This window comes from Spirillospora sp. CA-294931 (genome assembly GCF_050946795.1).
In the GTDB taxonomy this organism is placed as follows: domain Bacteria; phylum Actinomycetota; class Actinomycetes; order Streptosporangiales; family Streptosporangiaceae; genus Spirillospora.
In genome coordinates, this window is record NZ_CP192006.1 from 2,520,842 (window position 1) to 2,543,803 (window position 22,962).

At 67.4% G+C, this 22,962-nt stretch carries 18 protein-coding genes and 1 tRNA gene; 11 read left to right on the forward strand and 8 right to left on the reverse strand.

The genetic code is table 11. The features are described from left to right. The first annotated feature begins 79 nt into the window (after positions 1–79). The 3 genes from tdh to ACQPY4_RS11540 all read left to right on the forward strand — a co-directional run bounded on the left by tdh (position 80) and on the right by ACQPY4_RS11540 (position 2,425). Positions 80–1,117 (forward strand): L-threonine 3-dehydrogenase, encoded by a 1,038-nt coding sequence (gene tdh / locus ACQPY4_RS11530; RefSeq protein WP_433335371.1) that lies wholly within the window; start codon positions 80–82, stop codon positions 1,115–1,117. A gap of 12 nt (positions 1,118–1,129) precedes the next feature. Next, complete coding sequence (locus ACQPY4_RS11535; RefSeq protein WP_433335373.1) at positions 1,130–2,299, forward strand: glycine C-acetyltransferase; 1,170 nt, start codon at positions 1,130–1,132, stop codon at positions 2,297–2,299. A 52-nt stretch (positions 2,300–2,351) separates the two neighbouring features. Beyond that, a tRNA-Gly gene (locus ACQPY4_RS11540) sits at positions 2,352–2,425 on the forward strand. A 162-nt stretch (positions 2,426–2,587) separates the two neighbouring features. Here the strand turns inward: ACQPY4_RS11540 and ACQPY4_RS11545 are convergent. Further along, positions 2,588–2,704 carry a type II toxin-antitoxin system RelE family toxin gene (locus ACQPY4_RS11545; protein ID WP_433338876.1) on the reverse strand — a complete coding sequence of 39 codons (117 nt, stop codon included), beginning with the start codon at positions 2,702–2,704 and terminating at the stop codon, positions 2,588–2,590. A 1,841-nt stretch (positions 2,705–4,545) separates the two neighbouring features. On the opposite strand from ACQPY4_RS11545, the gene ACQPY4_RS11550 reads away from it, so the two are divergent. Beyond that, positions 4,546–6,075 carry an RNA-directed DNA polymerase gene (locus ACQPY4_RS11550; protein WP_433335375.1) on the forward strand — a complete coding sequence of 510 codons (1,530 nt, stop codon included), beginning with the start codon at positions 4,546–4,548 and terminating at the stop codon, positions 6,073–6,075. Further along, a complete protein-coding gene (locus tag ACQPY4_RS11555; protein ID WP_433335377.1) occupies positions 6,068–6,574 on the forward strand; it encodes an SLATT domain-containing protein in 507 nt (168 codons plus the stop codon). The genes ACQPY4_RS11550 and ACQPY4_RS11555 overlap by 8 nt, the downstream gene beginning before the upstream one ends. Before the next feature lie 408 nt (positions 6,575–6,982). Here the strand turns inward: ACQPY4_RS11555 and ACQPY4_RS11560 are convergent, their stop codons facing one another. Next, on the reverse strand, positions 6,983–7,282 hold the full coding sequence (locus tag ACQPY4_RS11560; protein WP_433338878.1) for an ATP-binding protein: 300 nt from the start codon (positions 7,280–7,282) through the stop codon (positions 6,983–6,985). A 473-nt stretch (positions 7,283–7,755) separates the two neighbouring features. Between ACQPY4_RS11560 and ACQPY4_RS11565 the strand changes: the two genes are divergently transcribed. Together ACQPY4_RS11565 and ACQPY4_RS11570 are read left to right on the forward strand one after the other, a co-directional pair. Beyond that, positions 7,756–9,159, forward strand: a complete 1,404-nt coding sequence (locus tag ACQPY4_RS11565) for a helix-turn-helix domain-containing protein (RefSeq protein WP_433335379.1) — start codon at positions 7,756–7,758, stop codon at positions 9,157–9,159. Between the two features lie 35 nt (positions 9,160–9,194). After that, positions 9,195–9,698 (forward strand): flavoprotein, encoded by a 504-nt coding sequence (locus ACQPY4_RS11570; RefSeq protein WP_433338880.1) that lies wholly within the window; start codon positions 9,195–9,197, stop codon positions 9,696–9,698. Between the two features lie 77 nt (positions 9,699–9,775). Here the strand turns inward: ACQPY4_RS11570 and ACQPY4_RS11575 are convergent, their stop codons facing one another. Beyond that, positions 9,776–10,747 (reverse strand): LuxR C-terminal-related transcriptional regulator, encoded by a 972-nt coding sequence (locus ACQPY4_RS11575; RefSeq protein ID WP_433335381.1) that lies wholly within the window; start codon positions 10,745–10,747, stop codon positions 9,776–9,778. A gap of 116 nt (positions 10,748–10,863) precedes the next feature. On the opposite strand from ACQPY4_RS11575, the gene ACQPY4_RS11580 reads away from it, so the two are divergent. After that, positions 10,864–15,045, forward strand: coding sequence for a S8 family serine peptidase (locus ACQPY4_RS11580; RefSeq protein WP_433335383.1), 4,182 nt, complete (start codon positions 10,864–10,866; stop codon positions 15,043–15,045). Between the two features lie 40 nt (positions 15,046–15,085). Here the strand turns inward: ACQPY4_RS11580 and ACQPY4_RS11585 are convergent, their stop codons facing one another. Next, entirely contained in the window at positions 15,086–16,057 is a 972-nt protein-coding gene (locus ACQPY4_RS11585) for a helix-turn-helix transcriptional regulator (protein WP_433335385.1), read from the reverse strand. A gap of 112 nt (positions 16,058–16,169) precedes the next feature. On the opposite strand from ACQPY4_RS11585, the gene ACQPY4_RS11590 reads away from it, so the two are divergent. Together ACQPY4_RS11590 and ACQPY4_RS11595 are read left to right on the forward strand one after the other, a co-directional pair. After that, the gene (locus ACQPY4_RS11590; RefSeq protein ID WP_433338882.1) at positions 16,170–16,565 is read left to right on the forward strand and encodes a RidA family protein; all 396 of its coding nucleotides are present in this window, start codon (positions 16,170–16,172) and stop codon (positions 16,563–16,565) included. 16 nt (positions 16,566–16,581) lie between these two features. Continuing rightward, positions 16,582–17,058: a DUF488 family protein, N3 subclade gene (locus tag ACQPY4_RS11595; protein ID WP_433335387.1), complete on the forward strand. Its 477-nt coding sequence runs from the start codon at positions 16,582–16,584 to the stop codon at positions 17,056–17,058. 44 nt (positions 17,059–17,102) lie between these two features. Here the strand turns inward: ACQPY4_RS11595 and ACQPY4_RS11600 are convergent, their stop codons facing one another. From ACQPY4_RS11600 to ACQPY4_RS11615, 4 genes are read right to left on the reverse strand one after another with little or no spacing between them, the layout of a single operon-like run. Further along, positions 17,103–18,653 (reverse strand): MFS transporter, encoded by a 1,551-nt coding sequence (locus ACQPY4_RS11600; protein ID WP_433335389.1) that lies wholly within the window; start codon positions 18,651–18,653, stop codon positions 17,103–17,105. Positions 18,654–18,677: 24 nt separating this feature from the next. Further along, positions 18,678–19,550, reverse strand: a complete 873-nt coding sequence (rfbA, locus tag ACQPY4_RS11605) for a glucose-1-phosphate thymidylyltransferase RfbA (protein ID WP_433335391.1) — start codon at positions 19,548–19,550, stop codon at positions 18,678–18,680. Beyond that, a complete protein-coding gene (locus ACQPY4_RS11610; RefSeq protein ID WP_433335393.1) occupies positions 19,547–20,455 on the reverse strand; it encodes a proline iminopeptidase-family hydrolase in 909 nt (302 codons plus the stop codon). Before ACQPY4_RS11610 ends, rfbA begins: the two co-directional genes overlap by 4 nt. Beyond that, positions 20,452–21,777 carry an activator-dependent family glycosyltransferase gene (locus tag ACQPY4_RS11615; protein WP_433335395.1) on the reverse strand — a complete coding sequence of 442 codons (1,326 nt, stop codon included), beginning with the start codon at positions 21,775–21,777 and terminating at the stop codon, positions 20,452–20,454. Before ACQPY4_RS11615 ends, ACQPY4_RS11610 begins: the two co-directional genes overlap by 4 nt. A 230-nt stretch (positions 21,778–22,007) precedes the next feature. Here ACQPY4_RS11615 and ACQPY4_RS11620 point away from each other — a divergent pair, with 230 nt between their 5' ends. Next, entirely contained in the window at positions 22,008–22,961 is a 954-nt protein-coding gene (locus ACQPY4_RS11620; protein ID WP_433335397.1) for an ACP S-malonyltransferase, read from the forward strand. Position 22,962 lies beyond the last annotated feature (1 nt).

Here is a 22,962-nt window from a genome sequence, read left to right on the forward strand (position 1 = left end):
CTTTGAAGGAAACCTTCACAAGTAACCACGGATAATACCGATGGACTTCACAGGCCGAGGCGGGCCACAGTGGAGGGCCATGAGGGCATTGGCGAAGACCGCGCCTGAACCCGGTCTGCACTTGGTCGACGTCCCGGTCCCCGAGACCGACGGCGACCGGGTACTGATCAAGGTGCTCCGCACCGGCGTCTGCGGCACCGACCTGCACATCGACGGCTGGGACGACTGGGCCGCGCGGGTCGTCCGGCCGCCGCTGGTCCTCGGCCACGAGTTCGTCGGCGAGGTCACCGCCGTCGGCCCCGAGGTCACCAAGGTCGAGCCGGGCGACATCGTCAGCGGCGAGGGCCACCTGGTCTGCGGCACCTGCCGCAACTGCATGGCCGGACGCCGCCACCTGTGCATCCGCACCATCGGGCTCGGCGTCCACACCGACGGCGCGTTCGCCGAGTACGTCGCGCTGCCCGAGTCGAACGTGTGGGTCCACCGCCACCCCATCGACCTCGACGTCGCCGCGATCTTCGACCCGTTCGGCAACGCCGTCCACACCGCGCTGTCGTTCCCCGTCCTCAACGAGGACGTCCTGATCACCGGCGCCGGCCCCATCGGCATGATGGCCGCCGCGATCGCCTCCCACGCCGGCGCCCGCAACGTCGTCATCACCGACGTCAGCGAGCCGCGCCTGGCCCTGGCACAGAAGCTCGGCGCCACCGTCGCGCTCGACGTCGGCAAATCGAAGATCTCCGACGTCCTCGCCGAGCTCGACATGAGCGAGGGCTTCGACATCGGCATGGAGATGTCCGGCCGCGCCGACGCCCTCCAGGACATGATCGCCACCATGAGCCCCGGCGGCCGCATCGCCATCCTCGGCCTGCCCACCGGCGACGTCTCCGTGGACATGTCCACGATCGTCACCCGGATGCTGACCCTGCGCGGCATCTACGGCCGCGAGATGTTCGAGACCTGGTACGCCATGTCGGTACTCCTCCAGGGCGGCCTGGACATCAGCCCCGTGATCACCCACCGGTTCGGCTACGAGCAGCACGCCGAGGCCTTCGACACCGCCCGTTCGGGACGGTGCGGCAAGGTCGTCATCGACTGGACCCGTCCGACACTCTGAGTAGGAGCCCCAGTGTTCGACACCATGCGCCAGGACCTGCGCGACCGCCTGGACGAGATCCGCGAGGCCGGCCTCTACAAGTCGGAACGCGTGATCACCAGCCCGCAGTCGGCGTCCATCCGCGTCGCCACCGGCGAGGTGGTCAACTTCTGCTCCAACAACTACCTCGACCTCGCCGACCACCCCGACGTCATCGCCGCCGCCAAACAGGCGCTGGACGAGTGGGGCTTCGGCATGGCGTCCGTCCGCTTCATCTGCGGCACCCAGGAACCCCACAAACAACTCGAAGCCAAACTCTCGTCATTCCTGGGAACCGACGACACCATCCTCTACAGCTCCTGCTTCGACGCCAACGGCGGCGTCTTCGAGACGCTCCTCACCGCCGAGGACGCGGTCATCTCCGATGAGCTGAACCACGCCAGCATCATCGACGGCATCCGCCTCTCAAAGGCCGCCCGCCACCGCTACCGCAACCGCGACATGGCCGACCTGGAACAGAAGCTCAAGGAGACCGCCGGCGCCCGCCACCGCCTCATCGTCACCGACGGCGTCTTCTCCATGGACGGCTACATCGCCCCCCTGGACAAGATCTGCGACCTCGCCGAACGCCACAACGCCCTGGTCATGGTCGACGACTCCCACGCCGTCGGCTTCACCGGCCCCACCGGCCGCGGCACCCCGGAGCTCCACGGCGTCACCGACCGCGTAGACATCATCACCGGCACCCTAGGCAAGGCCCTAGGCGGCGCCAGCGGCGGCTACGTCGCAGCCCGCGCGGAGATCGTGGAGATCCTGCGCCAGCGCTCACGCCCCTACCTGTTCTCCAACTCCCTGGCCCCGTCCATCGTCGGCGCGTCCCTACGCATCCTGGACCTCCTGGACTCCTCAGGAGACAACCGCCGCAGGCTGGCCGAGAACACCACCCTCTTCCGCACCGAGATGACCAAGGCCGGCTTCGACATCCTCGAAGGCGAACACCCCATCACCCCGGTCATGATCGGCGACGCCGCAGAGGCCGCCCGCATGGCCGCCGCCCTCCTAGAGCGCGGCATCTACGTGATCGCCTTCTCCTACCCCGTAGTCCCCAAGGGCAAGGCCCGCATCCGCGTCCAACTCTCCGCCGCCCACAGCACCGAAGACGTCCTCAGGGCCGTCCAGGCCTTCCAAGACGTCCGCCCCTGACCACAACACCCAGGAAAACCCTGTACCCTATCCAAGGCGCGCAAGCGCCAACGCGGGTGTAGCTCAATGGTAGAGCCCCAGTCTTCCAAACTGGCTACGCGGGTTCGATTCCCGTCACCCGCTCCAAAGCAAAGGCAAGGCCCTCGCTCCGCTCGGACAGCCCCATTGGGGCTCCGCCCCAAACCCCAGCGGGGGGCTCCCCCCCCGCACCCCCCTCCATTCACGATCGCGAACCGCCATTCGCAACCGTCACGGGGTAACTACGAATGGCGACGCCGCACAGTTCGTTCAGCGTGACAGCTCGGCCAAGCGGCCGACATGCAGAACCATGATGGCTCGAATGGCGGGATCAATCTCGTATAGGACGCGGTATCGGCCGACACGGATTCGCCGTAGATCCTCGATGTCGTAGGCGAAGGAACCGTCGAGTCGAGGGTTCTCGGCGAGGAGGTCGGTCGGTGGCGGCCATGACCCGGGCCAGCCCCCTTAGGAGTTGTCTGCAAGGTGCTTGCCGCCGTCCAGCTCAGCCACCGAGGCGACGACCCACACAACGCCCGTGTCCAGGTCAACGTTCTTGCGCCGCAGTGCCGCCAGTCCTCCAACGTAGTCTCGCGAACGTACCGAGCAGCACCACCGCCCTGCACCGCCGAGAGGATCTCCACCACCTGGCAGCGGGATCATCTCCCGCTCAGGAGTCTCCGGGGGCACCGGTACCGGCCCCCTTGATCCGACCCGGTCGACATCCTCTCGCTACGTCGCACACGCTGGTACCCGCGAAGAGGCTTCTCGCCGAGGTAGACAACCTGCACCGCCGCACACAGCACCTTTTGGGAGAGCGGCGGCCACCGTCTCCGCATACCCGCGAACTGCTGCTGATCGACGCTGACCTAATCGCGCATGCGGCCCTGATCTTCGGAGACGTCCATCTCGACCAGGCCGCCGAGCAGTACGCCAGCACCGCACTCACGTTCGCCCGAGAGGCTGGAGCCAACGAGTCGCACGCCTGGTACGTCCTGGCGAAGACGGCCCGATGGCAGAACCGCTATATCGAGGCCGCGGACCCCGCCCGTCAAGGCTACGAGGCCAGTCCACTCACCCCAATGAAGCCACACTTGCGTGGTACGTGGCGAACGCCTCCGCACTCCACGGTGACAAGACCAGGGCTCGCCAAGCCGCGACCCGCGCCGAGTAGTCCGCCGAAGCCGTTCGCGGCAGCGCTACCGATCTGTCGGTCTGGTCCTTCCCCACCGAACGCCGGGTCCTCTTCGCGCTGTCAGAGGCCACGCGGGCAGGCGACCTTGACGGGGCATTGGCCGCCACCGACATTCCCGGCAACGCGTGGTAGGCAGGCGCTCCGATCGCCCCCGCCATCTGGGACCAAGTACGCGTCGGACCGGAGTTGCGCACCTTCTCAAGGCGACCTCGAAGGCACCGCCGAGCAACTAGCCGCGATGCTGATCATCGATCCCGGGACGTGTCTGACAACCGTCGCGCGCTACCTCGTGGACCTGGAGCGCCGCCTCAGCCGCCCACGCTTCCAAGGCACCCCCTTGCCGCCAAGCAGCAGATCCACGATATCAACGCCAAGGCTCTGACCGACGGCCCCGACCAGGAAGCTTCATGAGTCCCCACGCAGATGGGCACGATCGAGCACACCCGCCGAACCGCTCATCTCCGCACTCGGCCGAGAACTCCTGAATGGCAACATCGCCATCGAAAACCGTGGCTCTGATCCACCTCCGCTGCCCCGAACGCCTATGGGACTGACACCCCACAGGTCGAGCCCCCTCGGCTGCCACTGACGGTTCCTCGCGCGCTGTCCCATCCACCTGCCCAACCCGGTCGGCGTGGGCGCACGGCCGAGCCACCAACCGCCGCCGCCACACTTAGCCCCTCGGGACTACGAACGTCTGGCGAGAATCCAGCGACGTGGAAGCTGCTGTGAAGGGGGCCCAGGCCATCGCCGTGGCCCTCCGGACAGACCAACGAAGCTTGGCTGGCGCTCGTGAGGTGCTGGGCGGACTGGCGGAGCCGGAGCTGCTCCTCAGAGCCCCGCATTTGTAGAATGCACACCCGAACTCAGTTCCATCGAGGTGCCCGATCAGGTGCATAGCGGACATATAGGGCATCGTGCAGGGCCTCTAGAGGCGAGATACCATAACCCACGGGCGCCAACTTGACGGGGGTCAGGCGTTGCTGCCAGCGGTGATCAATACAGTGACTTCGGTTATTTTCGGGGGCGTCCATTGGCGTTCGAGCGCATTCAGTTCTCACCGCTAGCCGATCTCGCCGAATCCCTTGATTTTGCTTGGCAGCGATTCCATGCGAGCCAAGGTGAAATGGAACTTCCTGATGTAATCGATTCAGCGGAGGTTCTATATCAATGGCCCAAGTACCGTAGCTACCTGGTCGAAAAAATTGATAGTAATGCCTACTATCCTGGTTATGTGGAGGTCGTAGATCTACCGAAGGACGAGCTCACGGTGCGGCCCCTGGCGCGACTAACACTTGAGGACAGACTGTTTTATGAAGCCCACGTCTTTTCTATGGCCATTAGGATAGATAGTGAGATCTCCCGATCGGTTTACAGTTACCGATGGTCGATCTTCAAGAACGATCTCAGGCGGCCGATCGGTTCATGGGTCAACATGCAAAAAACTGGTCGAAAGATACAGAGTGCAAACCCGTCCTTCTTGCTCGCCAAGACCGACGTATCATCTTTCTATGAGAATGTAGATATTGACGTATTAATCCAAGAGTTGAGTAATCTCACCGAAAACGTGAAGGGACTGGCTCGGCTGCGCTCGTTCCTACAGGCTTTTCAACAGATGAACCATGTATGGGGACTACCGCAAGGGAGTGATGCTTCCGGCATTCTGGCAAATCTATATTTGGTGCCAGTCGATCGAGTCATCCAGGCAACTGCATTGCGTCATCTGCGATACTCAGATGATATTTATATCTTTGGGCCTGAGAAACGTGGGCTTCGTGAGTGTCTGCTAGAGGTCAACCGTACCCTCAGAGGTCGTCATCTCAGCATGTCTGGTCACAAAACCAAGATCATGCGTCCAGTGGAAGCCGCAACCTACTTCGGCGACATGGAGAAGGATGCGATTCGCTACAAGGTCGATATCGCTTCCGATATGGCTCTGGCCGAAGTGCGGGACTTTTTTGCTAGAGCAACCAAGAAAGATAGCGATCGCGATATTCGCTTCAGTCTAAACCAGTTCAAGCACCTCAATAGTCCTTTTGCGATGGATTGGGTCGTGCAAAACTTTGAACGCTTCCCGCACATGGCGCAGGACTTCGTCGCATATCTAGAATTTTTTCCGATATGCGCACTCGATATGGTTCATAAATTCTGCACTAAGGCGATCTCTGAAAGGACGATGGTGTCCTATCCTTACGCGGAGCTGCATATCTTTGGGCTGATGATGCGTCAAAGGATCTTCGATAAGCAAGTGCATGGTGCGGCGTGGGATATTTTAAGAAATCGAAACGAGGAAACATTCCTTCGCGAGTATGCGGCCAGATATGTCGGATTGAATGCACAGCCTGGCGATGGGGCACTATTGCGCCAAGAGTTTCGACGAGATCCCTCGACTGCGCTTCGTCGAGTGCTCCTCGTCGCGATCTACGAGACTCGTCACGACAGTACTGCATGGTTCGACCAGGCGGCGGGGGCCGTACCTGACCTGCGTTGGATCTGTGATTATCTAAAAAGTAAGCCCAAGATACCGCTGCCTCCACCCTACAGGAGAGTGTCGAGTGATTAAGGCACGAGAAGCGAAACCGCTACTTAAAGAACTCGATGCCCTTTATGAGGACGCAACCTACACTGCAACTACCTACTTTGAGGCAGTAAAATCTGCGGAGTTCTGGGGAAAGCTTCTGGTTTTCCTCCCAGCGACTATTTCTGCCCTTGCAGGATTTTCAGTCGCCCTAGGTGCCTCTAGGCGTCTCGGAACTCTGTCGGCTGTGGCAGGTGTGATCGCGGCTACCGGTGCATTCCTTGGGGCGGAAAGTAAGGGGCCTTCTTTTAAGGAAAGCGCACGCTCATTTACTGCACTTCGGCATACCATACGACTGGAGCAGAGGATTGCCCTTCGGGCACCTTCTTTTGGAGATCTAGAGAAAACGGTTAGATCGCTCCGCGAGGAATACAATGACCTGGTCTTGAAAGGTGAACCGACATCGAACCGCCTATTTCGGCGAGCTCAAAAGCGTATCACCAAGGGGATGCTGTCCTATGACTACGAGATTGAGCAAGATTGAGCTGGGACGTAAGCCACCTTGCATGACTGCAGTTCTGCCGAATTAGACTGTTCGGGATCAAGAGGCGGCAGCGCTTGCGTCGCCGCACCGGCCATGCGGCTCCGCCGGTCGGCCGCGTATCGCGCCGCCGCCGCCCAGTTCCTCGACCAACGGCGGTCACGGGCACCCGCCGCAATTACAGGATCTGGTTTCGATCGGATGGTTCAGCCGTCACGCCGCCTCCTGAGGGCTGAGACTCCTACCTGTGGTTGAGTCTCCGGGCTTGTGCAACGCCGCACAGCGAGGCCAATCTCGGAACTGGGTGGGTCGTCTTGCATGTGGGCTCCTCGTGTGTTTCCGACGGTGCCCAGGTCAATAGGTGAGCTCGCAGAACGTGGTACGTCCGTGTGGGTCTTCGTAGTGAGACCATCACCGCGACAGTGCGTCCACGATGAGCAGCCCACGCCCACTCACTTCGAGAACCTCTGGGGGCTGGAGCCCAAGGGTCGGTTTCTTGGATTTGGTGCCTTGGTCGATCACCTCGATCCGCGGCCCGTCTCCTAGATCTATGACGGCGACGTGCACGAAGGCTGTTCTTGGCCAGTACGACTTCGCCCGCGGTCGGGTTCCGTGCACAACGCTGTTGGCTACCAGCTCGACAAGACATTGCTCGGTGTCGTCCAGCACGGCACCCGGAATGTGCGGGGCGTAGGTGAGGCCATGTCGCATCCACTGGCGCGCCAAGGGAACCGCCGATACCTCGCCGCGAACTCCCGGACTCCCACGATCGATGCCGTCTGGTGAGTCACGATGACGTGCTCTGCCCGTGGAACTGGGTCACCTCGCGGATCCGGTCCGACAGCAGGTCGGCTGTCTGCCCTCTCACCAGCCCCACCATGGACACGGCGCCTCAGGAGTCGCCCAGAACTCACCTGTCGAGTGCCCGTACCAGCACACCCACCCCGGGTACCGAAGTTCGATCAGCCTTGCTTGGTCCTCCCCAGGGGGATCGACCGGGGGCTCACTCTGTGTCCTCGTCATGCACCGAAGTTCGACTAGCGGAGCTCGCGGGCCCATTCCCAGGTGGTATCCCGCGGCGGGATATACGCTCCGTGATGATGGCTCACGCGGAGGGAGGCGCGATGTCGCGACGGGCTTCAGACCCGATCGTCATCCCGGATTCTCTGTGGGAGCGTCCGCAGATGATCGAGGCCCTTCGCGGCCGTGACATCCGAACCGTCTTCCATTTGCTTCGCCAGTTCGCGGGAGCGAGTCAGACGCAACTCGCCATCGCCTGCGGCACAACGCAGGGCAAGATCAGCGAGATCATGAAGGAGGGCGGGCGTCAGGTCCTCGCGCTCGAGGTCTTCGAGCGCATTGCCGACGGCTTGGGGATGCCCGACGTTGCCCGTATGACCCTCGGCCTAGCGCCGCACACCGTCACCTCTTCCGCCGCGAGCGCGGCCGTCATTACAGGGCGGGATCAGCCCACTGGGTTGCCCTCGGCTTTCCTCGGTTCCCTGGACGGAGATCCTGATGTCGAGGAAGGGGACCCTTTGCGCCGTAGGAGCTTCGCCAAGCTTGCCGCGGCGAGCATGTTCAGCGCGATCCTTGCCGACTCCCCAGGAGATGGCGCACCACTCCAGGGTGTGGAGGCGTTCGCCGCCGCCCTAGGCGGTTATCCCGGCATTAGCGAGCCTGATCTCGCAGCACTTAGCCTGGGCCGGTTGAACATCGCCGTGGCTAACGCCAAGCGCAGCTATCAAGACTGCCGCTACTCGACGGTCGTCGACTCCCTTCCGCAGCTACTGGCCGACCTTCGCCACGCGTGCGCGGTCCACGAGGGGGATGACCGCCTTCAGGTCGAAGCGCTCTCCGCGGAGGCTCATCACGTGGCGGCGAGCATCCTGCTCAAGCTCGATCAAGAGGGTCTTGCACTGGTCGCCGCCGATCGCAGCATGCGGGCCGCGCGCAACAGTCAAGACCTCTTCACCATCGGCTCCAGCGCTCGCATCGTCACCCACACCCTGATGAACGACGGCCACCATGGCGCTGCCACCCAGATCGCCAGCACCTACGCCGAGCGCATCGACCACGAGACCCAGGAGCGCACCCCCGACTTTCTCTCGGTCTATGGCGCACTTCTGCTTCGGGGTGCCGTAGCAGCCGGCCAGAGCGCCGACCGTTCCACCGCTTCCGCTCTCCTGGACGAGGCGCAGGACGCGGGCCGCCGACTCGGTGGGGACTACAACCACCGCTGGACCGCGTTCGGCCCCACCAACGTCCAGCTCCACCGCGTCAACGTCGCCCTCCTACTCGGCGACGCCGGAGCGGCTCTCCAGGAAGCCCGCGTTGTCGACCTGGATCGCGTCCCCCTGACCGAACGCAAAGTGGCCCTCCTGATGGACACCTCCCGAGCCCTCACCCAATGGGGCAAACACGAGAAGGCTTATGACGTCCTCCGTGTCGCTCACCAACTTGCCCCCGAAGAGATCTCTGCCCGCCCCGCTGTCCACCGCATCTTGCGCGACCAGGCCGCCACGGCCCCGCCCAGCATCAAACGACAGCTCAGGGAATTCACGACCGAGATCGGGGTGCAGTTGTGACCGGGCCTCGCCCGCGCGGATTTCTCTACATCGTCGTGTGCGCTGCAGGCCCTGCCGCAGACGTTGGCAAGCTTGTCACCCTCGCTCAGCGGGGCGACTGGGACGTTCAGATCATCGCTACCCCGTCAGCCTTGGGCTTCATCGACGTTGAGGTGCTGGAAGCTCAAACCGGTCGTCCCGTCCGCAGCCAATATCGCAAACCGGGCCAACCTCGCTCGCCCAAAGCCGACGCCGTCATCGTGGCCCCCGCCACCTACAACACTATTAACAAATGGGCTAACGGCATCAGTGACACTTACGCTTTGGGCATCCTCGCCGAAGCCCCTGGCCTGGACATTCCTGTGGTCGTACTCCCGTTTGTGAACACCGCGCTTGCCATGCGGCACCCATTCCGGCGCAGCATCAAGATTCTTAGGGACGAGGGAACCCGGGTTCTGCTTGGCTCTGGGGAGTTCGAACCCCATGCCCCGGGGACCGGTGGGACGCGCCTCGACGCCTACCCCTGGGGCCTCGCCCTCCAGGCGGTCGAGCGGGCCTGACGCCTTGGCGGTCTCCGGCGAGCCTGGGCAGGTTGGTGTCGTCGGGCGTTGGGGTGTTCTGGCGGGGTGATGGGGTGTTAGAGCCAGCCGCGTTTGGCGGCTGTGTGGCCAGCCTGGAAGCGGTTGCGGACGCCTAGTTCGTCCATGAGGCGTTTCATTCGGCGGCGCATGGTGCGGGTGGAGAGGCCCAGTTGGCGGGCTATCGCGTCGTCTTTTAGGCCCATTGCCAGGAGTTCTATGAGGCGGCGGTCTTCTTCGGGGGGTGCGTCTGGGGCTTCTTTTGGGGGGAGCACGGCGAAGGGGGCGGCTCGTTCCCAGAGGGACTCGAAGAGGGTGATGAGGGCGTCCAGGAGGGAGGAGGGGTGCACTACTACGGTTTGGCCGATTACGTGGTCGGCTACCAGGGGCATGAGGGCGATGCGGCGGTCGGCTATGACGAGCTTCATGGGGAGGTTGGCCAGGACGCGGGCTTGCTCGCCTGCTTGTTGGAGGTCTCGGACGACGTCCGGCATTCCTGGGGGGTCTAGGGATTCTGGGGCGTAGATGGCGCGCCAGCGTATGCCGCGGGCCAGGGCGGTGGGTTGGCCGGGGTTGCCGCCTGGTTGGACGTAGGGAGGGCGGTCGAAGATCATCATTTCTTCGGTGACTGATTGTTGAAGTTGGGCGAAGCGCTGGAGGGCGGCCTCGGGGCCGAGGATCTCGATCAGTTCGCCAGGGCGGCGGTCGTGGAGTGAGGCCAGGAATTCGGTCATCAGCGCGTCGGTGGCCTGGCGGAGGCGCTGTAGTTGCTCCATTCGTTGGACGACCAGGATCTCGATGGCGCTTTCCGGGCGGGTGGGGACCCAGCGGCGTGGGGGGCCGGGGATCGGGCTGATCAGGCCGGCGTTTTCCAGGGTTCGCAGGGTTCTGGCCAGGGGTTCGGGGGCGTGGCCGGTGGCGGTGGTGAGGTCGGCGTCGGTTCGGTGCGGGCCCCGGAGGACGGCGAGATAGATCTCCTCGTCCAGGGGCGACAGGCCGACCGGCTCGAACAGGTTGGCGTCCTCGGTCACCGGGCCCCCTCGCTGGCCTAGTTGTGCCGTTGTCTCCTATCGGACGTAGCAAACCATCGACAGGGACAGACCGGAACACATAGGACCAAGGGGAATCCTGATCAAGGAGAATCCCTATGGCACCTCGGTGGTATTCGCCTAGTAGGAAATCCGTATCGGTGGCCGGTGTGGCGGTGCTCGTCAGCGCCGTGCTGGCCGCTCCGGCGCCGGCGGTCGCGGCGGTCGGCGACGATCGTGAAGAGCAGGTGATCATCGAGTTGGCCGGGGCGCCCGCGGCCGGTGGTCAGGCGATGGCGCAGCGTCGGGCTGCTCTGCGGGACGCGCAGCGGGGGCTTTTCGCGGCTGCTAGGTCGCGGGGGCTCAAGGTAACGGAGCGGCGGTCGTTCTCGTTGTTGTTCAACGGGGTCTCGGCTCGGGTGGCGCAGCGGGATCGGGCTGCCCTTGCGCGGCTGCCCGGGGTGGTGGCCGTGCATCGGGACGCGAGGCTGCGTAAGAGCGATGCGGTGAGCAATCCGCTGATCGGGGCTCCTGAGGTCTGGAAGCGCACCGGTCCTGACGGGCGGAAGGTTCAGGGGGAGGGTGTCACGGTCGCGGTGGTCGACACCGGGGTCGACTACCGGCATCCCGACCTCGGGGGTGGGTTCGGGCCTGGGCACAAGGTCGTGGCGGGCAAGGACCTGGTTGGTGGTGACGATGACCCGATGGACGACAACGGCCACGGCACCCATGTGGCCGGGATCGTGGCCGGGGACGGCAAACTCACGGGCGTCGCGCCCAAGGCCACGCTCACCGCGTACAAGGTGCTCGACGACCGCGGAGAGGGGTACGAGTCCGACATCATCGCCGGGATCGAGGCGGCGGCCGATCCGGCCAACCCGTACCGGGCCGACGTGATCAACCTGAGCCTCGGCGGGGACGGCGACGGCACCGAGCCGATCGGACGGGCCGCCACCCGGGCCGCTCAGACCGGTTCGGTCGTGATCGCGTCGGCCGGCAACAGCGGGCCCGGCGCCCAGACGGTCGGGACGCCCGCCGCTGCGGACGGCGTGATCGCGGTCGGCGCGAGCACGAGCGGGGTCAGGGTGCCCCGGCTTCACCTGGTCAAGCCCGCGGACGGGCCGGTGCAGGCGTTCCGGTTCCAGATGTCGGCGAATCCGCCGCAGCGGGCGGTCACCGCGCCGCTTGTGAACGGTGGGTCGGGGGAGCCTGCTGAGCTGGACAAGCTTGGCTCCATCACGGGGAAGATCGTCCTGGTGGACTTTCCGCCGGGAGAGAGTCAGTACCTTCAGGTGGCTCGGGAGTTGGAGCGGCGTGGGGCGCTTGCTGCGGTGCTGGGGATCGGCAATGGCGGTGGGCCGCAGCGGGCCGCCGGTGATCTGTTCGCGGCGGACTCGGGGGACAACGGACGGTTCGACCGGCTGACCGTGCTGAGCATGGAGCAGTTGGAGACCGCGAAGCTGCGGCGGCATCTCGCCGAGGGCGACGTCCGGCTGCGGCTCGAGGGCGAGGACTCCACCGACGAGCTGGCGAGCTTCAGCTCGCGCGGGCCGTCCGGGAGGTTCGGGGCCAAGCCCGATCTTGTGGCGCCCGGTGTGGAGATCCTTTCCACCATCCCGGGGGGTTCCTACTACCGGCTGTCTGGCACGAGCATGGCGGGCCCGCATGTGGCCGGGGCTGCGGCGCTGCTGCGTCAGCTTCACCCCAAGCGGACCCCGACTGCGATTGGGGGGATGCTCGTGGGGGGTGCCAGGCCGTTGCCAGGGCTGACTCCGGCGGAGCAGGGCGCTGGGCGGCTCGATATTCCGGCGGCGGCCCGTACCGACCTGGTCGCGGCTCCGGCGTCGCTCTCGCTCGGGCTGGCCGACCAGGTCGGACGGGACGTGCGCGGCAGCGGCTCGGTGCGGCTGACCAACAGCGGTACCAAGACCATCAGGACGCGGCTGCGGGTCACCGGGAAGAACGCGCGGGTCTCGCCGGGCAGTGTGTCGTTGCCCGCGGGTCGTTCCATCGACGTCAAGGTCACCGTCACGGCTCCGGCACCGGCGGGGGACGAGAACATCGCCGGTTGGATCGAGGCCACCGGCACCCGTATGCGCGTCCCGTACCTGCTGGTCGTGCGGAACCTGCAGATGTACGCCACGCCCGATCCGAGCGACGGGACGTCCGAGGCGTTCATCAACGCGCCCACTGCTCTGGAGGCGCCTCCGGTCGTCACCGTGACGGGCCCGGACGGCAAGTCGCACGAGGTGACGGCACGCCTGGACCACGGGACCTGGTGGCGGGCGCCCCTGCGTGGCGAACGCCCCGGGACGTACAAGGTCGAGGGCTCGGCCCGCATCGGGAAGGTGACCGTCACCGGGCGCACCGCGTTCGAGGTGACTCCCGTGGACGCGCGCGGCGCCCGCTGGGAGCCGATCGGTCCCAACGGGCAGAGCGGTCGCACGGCGACGACCCCCGCCGCGCCGGGACGGCTCGCCATGACCCAGTACAGCGACGCGGGCGTCTGGCTCACCGGTGACCACGGGCAGAACTGGCGGCAGTCGCGCCGCATGCCGGTCGGTCAGGCGGTCGGGACCACGCCGCGGCTGGTGATCGACCCGCGTGACGGGAACCGGATGTGGTCCGCGGTGACCAGCGGGTCGCTGGTGGGCGGCCAGGCCGATCCGACCTACCAGGGCAAGATCCTCGCGACCGGGGACGGCGGCCGGACCTGGCGCACGCTGGACTTCCCGGACGTCGCGATCGAGGACCTGGTGATCGACGCCAAGGGCTCGACGCTGGTCGCGCTGACCGCCGACGCGCTGTACGTCAGCCGCGACCGGGGCGCCAGCTGGCAGCCGCGCGCCCTCCCGGCGAGCGGCGGACAGGGTATCGAGGGGATCGCCGTCTCGGGGGATGATCTGTACGTCCCCGCCCCGGACGGTGTCTGGGTCATCCGCGGGATCACCGGGCCCAGTCCGGCGCCCGGCGAGCGGGTGTTCGCGCGAGAGGACGTCCGGCAGATCCATGCCGACTCGGAGATGGTGGTCGTGTCCACCGGGTCCAAGGCCGTCTATGGCGCCACGAAGGGCGGGACCGCCTGGAAGCAGCTGTTCACGGTGCCCGGCGACGATTGCAGCGTGCAGAGCCTGAAGCTCGTCGACGGCGATGTCTACGCGGGCAGTTGCTATCGCGCCTACGTCGGCCGCGATCACGGGGCGCAGTGGTCCACCTGGCAGAAGCCGATCGCGGGCGCCATCCCGATCGACTTCGCGAGCTGGCCGGTCCGTCCCGGCGCGAAGGACCGGGCCGTGCTGGTGTCCGCCGAGGGCGCCGGGTTGTACGCCACGACCGACAGCGGCCGCACGTATGCCAGGACCGGGATCCAGGGCACCACGGTGAACGACCTGGCGATCGCCCGGGGCCCGGACGGGCGGGACGGGCTGCTGGCCGCCACCCGGCACGAGATCTTCCGGACCGGGCTGCCCACCGGAGCCGTCACCGCGCAGGTCCGGGAGTGGGGCAACGCGAAGGAGGCCCACAACGGGGTCGGCATCCAGCAGGTGGCCACGTCACCGCGCGATCCGAAGGTGGTGTGGAAGACCCATCAGAACGGCGCCGTCTCGGCGCTGAACATCCTGCGCAGCCCGGACGGCGGAGTCACTTGGAAGAGGATGATCTCGACCTACGAGGGGTCGTTCGACCTGATGATCCACCCGGCCGATCCCAAGCGGGTCTACGTTCCGTTCAAGAGCCTGACGGGGCTGGGCCTGGTGGCGACCACCGACGAGGGGAAGACCTGGCGCAAGCTGATCCACGGCCAGGGCTTCACGACCGTCGCGGGTGATCCGCGCGACCCGGACCGGCTCTGGCTCGGCGGGCCGCAGGGGCTGTGGCGCTCCGACGACGGCGGCAGGACGGTCACGAAGGTCAGCGGCGAGCCGGTCACGAAGGTCTTCACCGATCCGGCCGCGCCACGGCGGGTCGTTGCGGCCGGAAGCCGCGTCCTGCTGAGCGAGGACGGCGGCCGCAGGTTCCGCGCGGCCGACTCCGGTGATCTGCCGATGCGGGTCACCGACCTGGTGGCCCGTCCCGGCCGGCCCGGTGAGCTGTACGCCTCGGCGGGCGCGTTCCGGGCGGCCGGGCTGCCCAAGGGCGGGCGCGGGGTGATGCGCAGCACCGACGGCGGCCGCACCTGGGCGAACGTCTCCGGTGACCTGCAGAACACCGCGGTCACCTCGCTCACGGTGAGCCCGGACGGGCGCTGGCTGTACGCCGGAACCGAGCACGGCGGTGCTCACCGCGTGCGGCTCGGCTAGCCGACCGGGCTAAGGCGGGTGGACCCGGCGTCCACCCGCCTTAGGACGGTTCGTAGCGGGCGGCGATTCGAGTGGCGCGGTTGTGCAGGGAGGTGCGGAGCCATTCGGGGGAGAGGGCCTCGGCGCTCATGGCGAGTTGCCACAGGGCCCATTCGGCGTGTCTGTGGTCTTGGAAGGTGACCTCCAGGCGGAGCCAGCCGTCGGGGTCGGTCTCTTCGGTGAGGACGGCCAAAGCGGTGCCCACCAACTCGTTCCGGCGGGTCGGGGAGACCCGGGCCAGGACGGTGACCTGGTCGCCGCCGGTGCGGAAGCGGGTGCTGCGTTCCTGCCAGGCGCGGTCGAGGTCGACGCGGTCGGGGCGCTGGGCGGGTTCGGGGAGTTCCTCGGCGGCCAGGATGCGGGACAGGCGGTAGGTGCGGTCCTCGCCGGATCGTGTGGCCAGCAGGTAGCCGCGGTCGCGGACGGTGACGAGGCCGATCGGGTCGACGGTGCGCCATTTGGGGGGCTGGTCTGTGGCCGCGTAGGAGATGCGGAGTTTGTGTCCGGCGAACACGGCGCGGCGGACCTCGGCCACGATGGGGTCGGGGGCGTCGTCGGTTTCCTGGCGGCGGGCGAGGAGGTCGGTGTCGGGGTCGATGAGCAGGCGCTCGGCCGCGCTCGCGGCGGTGTCCCGGTAGCTCGCGGGGAGCGCGTCGACGACCTTGAGCATCGCGGACGCCAGGGCCGAGCCCAGGCCGAAGGCCTGCGCGCCGCGCCGCGATCCGGCGACCAGGAGGGCCAGGGCCTCGTCGTGGTTCAGGCCGGTGAGTTCGGTCCGGAAGCCGGGCAGCAGGGCGAAGCCGCCGTGCCGGCCGCGTTCGGCGTAGACCGGGACGCCCGCCGCCGACAGCGCCTCGATGTCGCGCAGGACGGTGCGGGTGGAGACCTCCAGCTCGCGGGCCAGCGCGGACGCGGAGAGGCGGCCGTGCTGCCGCAGCAGCAGGACCAGCGAGACCAGCCGGTCGGCGCGCATGGGAAAACGCTACCGGAATACACGACACAGGTTGTCGTGATTACCCGGGAGGGTAGTCCGTGTGACCAAGAGGATGGCGGCTCAGCCGCACGATGTCGAAGGAGCCGGTGTGGTGGAGCGGACGGCGGTCAACCCGTGGGCGTGGTCGATGGAGATGGGGTACAACCAGGGCGAGCTTGTCACCGGGCCAGCCAGGACGCTGTACTGCGCCGGGCAGACGGCGATGAGCGGCGACGGCAAGCCCCAGCATGCCGATGATATGGCAGCGCAGCTGGCGCTGAGCCTCGACAACCTGGAGGCGGTGCTCGGGGAGGGCGGTATGGCCCTGGCGAATCTCGTCCGGCTCAACGTCTACACGACGGACGTCGACGGGCTGTTCGAGCACTATGGCGTGCTGGCGTCGCGGCTGGGCGCGGCCGGGGTGGCGCCGTCCACGACGATGCTCGGGGTGACGCGGCTGGCGATCCCCGAGCTGATGGTCGAGCTCGAAGGGACCGCCGTCGCGTGACGGAGGGTGATTCGCGGTGCTGACGATCGGTGTCTACGGGTTCGACGGCGAGTCGTTCCTGCGGCGGCTGCGGGACGCGGACGTCGGTCTGCTGCTCGACGTGCGGCAGCGCCGGGGCGTCCGGGGGGCCCAGTACGCCTGGGCGAACTCGGTGCGGCTCCAGCGTGCGCTCGCCGCCGCGGACATCGGATACCGGCACGTCAAGGAGCTGGCGCCGACGACCGAACTGCGCCAGCTCCAGTACCGCGAGGACGACCGGCGGGGCGTGGGCAAGCGTGACCGTGTGGCGCTCGCGCCCGAGTACGCCGAGCGCTACACCCGCGAGATCCTCGACCCGTTCGATCTCGGCGCGTTCCTGGCGGAGCTGCCGGACGACACGGTGACCGCCCTGCTGTGCGTCGAGCGCGATCCGGAGGCGTGCCATCGGTCGCTGGTGGCCGCGCGCCTGCGCGACCGGTACGGCCTGACGGTCACCGACCTCCGTCCGGAATGACCCGCGAGCCCCCCTCGCCGAGGAATCGGCGAGGGGGGCTCGTGTCACGTCTGGAGGGCCTTCTCCTCGTCGGGTTCCTCGTCGGCGATGACCTTGGGGACGCCGCGCAGCGCGAACCAGGACGCGACGGCGACGCTGAGCAGGACGAAACCGGCGGCGAAGGCGGTGACGTGGATGCCGTCGACGAAGGCCTGCCGGGCCGCCGCCGTCACGGCGTCGGACAGCGAGCGGGGGAAGGCGGCGGCGACCTGGAGGGCGCCGCCGAGGGAGTCCTCGATGGTCGGGACGGCCTTGGCCGGCACTCCTTCGGGGAGCTTCAGCGAATTGGCGTAGGCGACGTTGAGGACGCTGCCCAGCAGGGCGATCCCGAGGGCGCCGCCGACCTCCATCGCGGTCTCGGAGATGGCGGCGCCGGACCCGGCGCGTTCCTTGGGCACGGTCGCCAGCACCGTGTCGCCGGTGACGGCGAAGGCGAGGCTGATGCCGAAGCCCACCGGCACCATGATCATGGCGATGGTGAGGTAGTCGGGCGCGACGCCGACCAGCACGTACATGCTCATGCCGACGGCCGCGACGGCCATGCCGAGCGAGACGGTCCGGGCGCGGCCCAGAGCGTTGATCAGCGGGGCGGCCAGGATGCCGCCGATGGTGCCGCCGATCGCCCCCGGCAGCCCGGCCAGCCCGGCCTTCAGCGGGGACCAGCCCAGCACGAGCTGGAAGTACTGCGAGATGATCAGCGACTGGGCGACCATCGCGAACATCGCGAACATGTTGGTGGCGACGGCGCCGGAGAACGCCGCGCGCCGGAACAGCCCCACGTCGATGAGCGGATGCTCCAGGCCCTTCTGCCGCCGCAGGAAAAGCACCACGCACACGATGCCGACGACGGCGGTCAGGCCGACGCTGGGCTGGGAGACGCCGTCGGCGGCGGCGGCCTTCACCGCGTAGACGACCGCGATCACCCCGGCCATCGACAGGACCGCGCTGAGCGGGTCCAGCCGCCCGGGGTCGGGGTCGCGCGACTCCGGCAGCACCACGACGCCGAAGACGAAGATCAACGCCATGATCGGCAGGTTGATGATGAAGACCGAGCCCCACCAGAACTGGCTGAGCAGGAGCCCGCCGACGATCGGGCCGATCACGAACCCGGACGCCGAGACGGCGCTCCAGATGCCGACCGCCGTGGTCCGCTCACGCGGGTCGGTGTAGGTGTTGCGGATGATCGACAGGGTGGACGGCATGATCGTGGCGCCCGCGACGCCGAGCAGCGCCCGCGACGCGATGAGCATCTCCGCCGTCGTCGAGTACGCCGTGAGCACCGACGCGGCGGCGAAGGCGACCGACCCGATGAGCAGCAGCCGCTTGCGGCCGATGCGGTCGCCGACGGAGCCCATCGTGATCAGCAGACCGGCCAGCGCGAAGCCGTAGATGTCGGCGATCCACAGGATCTGCGTCGCGGACGGACCCAGATCCTCGATCAGTTTCGGAATGGCCAGGTGCAGCGCGGTGAGGTCGATGCTGAGCAAGGCCGCCGCGAGGCACGAGATGGCCAGCGTGGCGTTCTTGCGAACGCGTCCTATCGGCGGTGGTTCCATGGACTGCAAAGCGTCGACTTCCCTTCAGGCGAACTCTCTGGCGACGGATCGCACGTACGCGCCGTAGGCTGACGACGGCAGTTGGGCGCCCAGCCGGTGGCAGGCCGCGGCGTCGATGTACCCCATGCGCAGGGCCACCTCTTCCAGGCATGCGATCCGCACGCCCTGCCGCTGTTCGAGCACCTGGACGTACTGGGCGGCCTGGAGCAGCGACGCGGGGGTGCCGGCGTCCAGCCAGGCGAAGCCCCGACCGAGATCGAACAGCCGCGCTTTCCCGCGCTCCAGGTAGACACGGTTCACATCGGTGATCTCCAGCTCTCCACGTGGTGAGGGGCGGAGGTTCTTGGCTATGTCGATCACGTCGTTGTCATAGAAGTACAAACCAACGATGGCACGGTTGGATCGGGGTTCGGAAGGCTTCTCCTCGATCGAGATCAACCTGCCGTCGGCGTCGGTCTGACCCACTCCGTAACGGGACGGGTCGTCCACCGGAAAGCCGAAGAGCACGCAGCCGTCGATGTCCTGGCGGTTCTGCTGGAGGATCTCGTAGAAGTTGTGGCCGTGGAAGATGTTGTCGCCCAGGATCAGCGCGACCGGGTCGTCGCCGATCCGGTCGGCGCCGAGCAGGAACGCCTCGGCGATGCCGTTGGGTTCGGCCTGCTCCACGTAGTCGAGCTGGATGCCGAGCTGCGACCCGTCCCCGAGCAGCCGCGTGAGCTGCGGCAGGTCGATCGGGGAGCAGATCACCTGGATCTCGCGGACGCCCGCGAGCATCAGCACCGACAGCGGGTAGTAGATCAGCGGCTTGTCGTTGACCGGCAGGAGCTGCTTGGAGACCGCCAGGGTGATCGGGTGCAGCCGGGTGCCGTGCCCGCCGGCCAGGAGGATGCCCTTCATGCCGCCACCCGCTCGTCCAGGAAACCCGCCACGACCTGGGTGAACCGTTCGGGCTCCTCCAGATGCGGCAGATGGCTGGACTCCTCGAAGATCTCCCACCGGACGTCCGCGATGGCGTCCTGGAACGGCCGCACCGTCGCCGGGGTCGCCTCGTCGTGCCGGCCGGACACCAGCAGGACGGGCACCTCGATCGCGGCGAGCCGGTCCTGGATCGACCAGTCCCGCAGCGTGCCGATGACGTGGAACTCGGTCGGCCCGTTCATGGTGAGGTAGACCGTCGGGTCGTTGGAGATCTCCATGAACGTGGCCATGAAGTCGCGCGGCCACGGCACCACCCGGCAGACGTGCCGGTCGTAGAAGGCGCGCATCGCCTCGAAGTACTCCTGCGTCTCGAAGGTGCCCGCGGCCTCGTGCCGGCGCAGCGTCGCCTGGACGTCCGGCGGCAGGTCCGCGCGGAGCGTCTCCATCTCCTGGAGCCACAGCGGCATCGAGGCGGGCGAGTTGGCGATCACCAGCCCGCGCAGCCCGGCGGGACGCCGGGCCGCGTGGACGGCGCCCAGCATCCCGCCCCAGGAGTGGCCGAGCAGCACGTAGCCGTCGGCGATCCGGAGCCGGCGCAGCAGGTTGTCCAGCTCGTCCAGGAACAGCTCGACCGTCCAGAAGTCGGCGCCGCGCTCGGGCAGGTGCGTGGAGCCGCCGTTGCCGAGCTGGTCGTAGTGGACGACGGGCCAGCCGGCCTCGGTGAGGGCGCACAGGTTCAGCAGGTAGTCGTGCGTGGCGCCGGGGCCGCCGTGCAGCGCGACCACCGGCGGCCGCCCCGAAGACAGGTCGCCGGTGACGCGGTACCAGGTCTGGTGCTCCCCGAACGGGACGGTGCCCTTGGCGCTCGGGGGGAGGGCCGTCACGGTCGCCGCGCGGCGGGGCCGCGGGCTCCGCCGCGCTCGGCCGCGAGGCGCTCCAGCTCGGGCACGATGTCCACGGGGCTGGGCAGGGCCAGCAGTTCCTTGCGCAGCCGGTCGGCGTTGTCGGCGAAGCCGGGCTCCTCCAGCAGCCGGGTGAGGCTGGAGCGCAGCACGTCGGCGGAGAACTCGGCGCCGTCCAGGATCAGCCCGGCGCCCTGGGCGACCAGGCTCTGGGCGTTGCCGGTCTCGTCCCACAGCCAGCCCGGGACGATCAGCTGCGGCACCCCGTGCCGCAGCGCGTTCTGCATGGTCCCCATGCCGCCGTGGTGGATGATCGCCGAGCAGGACGGCAGCAGCTCGTTCAGCGGGACGAAGTCCACCAGCCGGACGTTGTCCGGCAGGGTCCCGGGCGCCACCGACTCGAACACCTCGGGCGCCACGGTGGCGATGAGCTCCACGTCCAGCCCGACGGCGGCTTCGAGCAGGTCGGAGACCGGGAAGCCGTCCAGGTCGGCGTGCGGAAGCGACAGCCCGAGCGTGAGGCAGACCCGGGGCCGCTCGGTGGGCTCGTGCACCCACGACGGCACCTCCGACGGCCCGTTGTAGATCACCGGCCGCACCGGGATGGAGTCGACCCCCTCCGGGAGCCGCACCCAGGACGGCAGGGGGTCGATGGTGCGCTGGCCGAGCACCAGCTCCTCCTCGAACGGGACGGACGCGTGGCCGAGCGTGGCCAGCCTCTTGCCGAACCAGTCGGCGACCGGGTCGACCCGCTCCGCCTCGGGCTGCTCGGCCCGCAGCTGGTGGAACAGCCCCCGCATCCGGGCCCAGTGGTCGGTGCCGAACAGCAGCCGCGCGTGCGGGACGCCGCTGGCCCGCGCCGCGATCGGGCCGATGTAGGTCATGGCGTCCCAGACCAGCAGGTCGGGCCGCCAGTGCTCGCAGAACGCGGTCAGATCCGCCAGGGCGCCGTCGTCGGCCGACATCTCGGCGAAGAAGCAGTAGGTGGCCAGGGTGTCGCGGACGTACTCCCAGGTGAGCACCTCGGGACGGGTCTCGGCGATGTTGAAGCCGGAGCCGTACCCGGGCTCGCCCGACCTGGGCCCGCCGGGCTGGCCGGCGTTGGGCGACGGGTCGCCGCCCCCCATGAGGTTGAGCGCGCCGCCGATCGGCACCGCGGTGAGCCCGGCCCGCTTGATCGACTCGACCAGGTCCGGCTGGCTCGCCACACAGACCTCGTGCCCGGCGGCCCGCAGGGCCCACGCGATCGGGACCGTGTTGTAGAAATGCGAATTTAGTGCGAACACCGTGAACAGAACGCGCATCTGAATTCTCCAGCCGACCGGATCTCCGGTGTGCCGGAACCGGGCCTCATCAGCGCCGGGCGGCCACCCCGCCATTACCGGTCACACGGTATTTAGCGAGGACGGCACAGGCCAACCCCTAGCCCGCCCCGAGTGCCCCCTAAGGGGCCGGTCAAGGGGAAGGTAGGGGCTATTCGGTGGCTCTATTCGTCGTTAAGTTGACCGTTGTCGAATGAAGAAGGGAGGCCGATATGAGTATGGATTCGCCGGCCGGCGCGATCGTGTTCCCCGGGATGGGGCCGACGCCTTTCGCCGAGGTGGGAAAGTTCATGCTGACCAACCCCAGCGCCCGGCGGCTCGTCGCCGCGGCCGACGAGGCGCTCGGCTACTCCCTCGTCGACCGGTACCGCGACTCCGAGGGCGACTACACCGAGTACGCCCAGGTCGCCTTCATGGTCAACTGCCTGGCCCTGGCGGAGTGGGCCACCGAGGAGTTCGGCATCGCGCCGCGCTACTGCGCCGGCCCGAGTTTCGGGGTCAAGGCGTCCACCGCCTACGTCCAGAGCCTGCCGTTCGCGGAGGCGGTCACGATGACCGCCGGTCTCGCCCGCTGCCTGGCGGAGTATTTCACCCACGAGTACCAGGACATTGTCACCCACTCGTTCATCCGCACTCCGGCGGCGCTGCTGCACGAGGTGCTCTCGGAGATGGACGAGCGGGGCGATTGGTACGACATCGCCTGCTACCTGGACCGCGACTTCTACATGGTCTCGCTCCACGAGGGCGACCTGGAATGGCTCCAGCAGCGGGTCCGCAGCATCGGCGGGCTTTCGCTCTACACGATGCGCCCGCCCATGCACTCCAAGCTCTTCGGCGCCCTGCGCGCCAAGGCCGAGCAGGAGATCTTCGGCGGGCTGCGGTTCGCCGACCCGCGGCTGCCGCTGGTCTCCGACCACGACGGGTCGATGCTGGACACCGGCGACCAGGTCAGGACGCTCGTGCTGGACGGCTTCGTCCGCCCCCTGCGCTGGCCCGAGGTGGTGACGACGCTGAAGGGCCTGGGCGTGACCAAGGTGATGATCGCCGGTCCGGACAGCCTGTTCGGCCGGGTCGGCTGCACCACCGACAACTTCGAGGTCATGCGGCTCACGCCGCGGCTGGCGATGCAGCCACGGCGCCGCCCCGACGCCCAGGTGAGGAGATGAC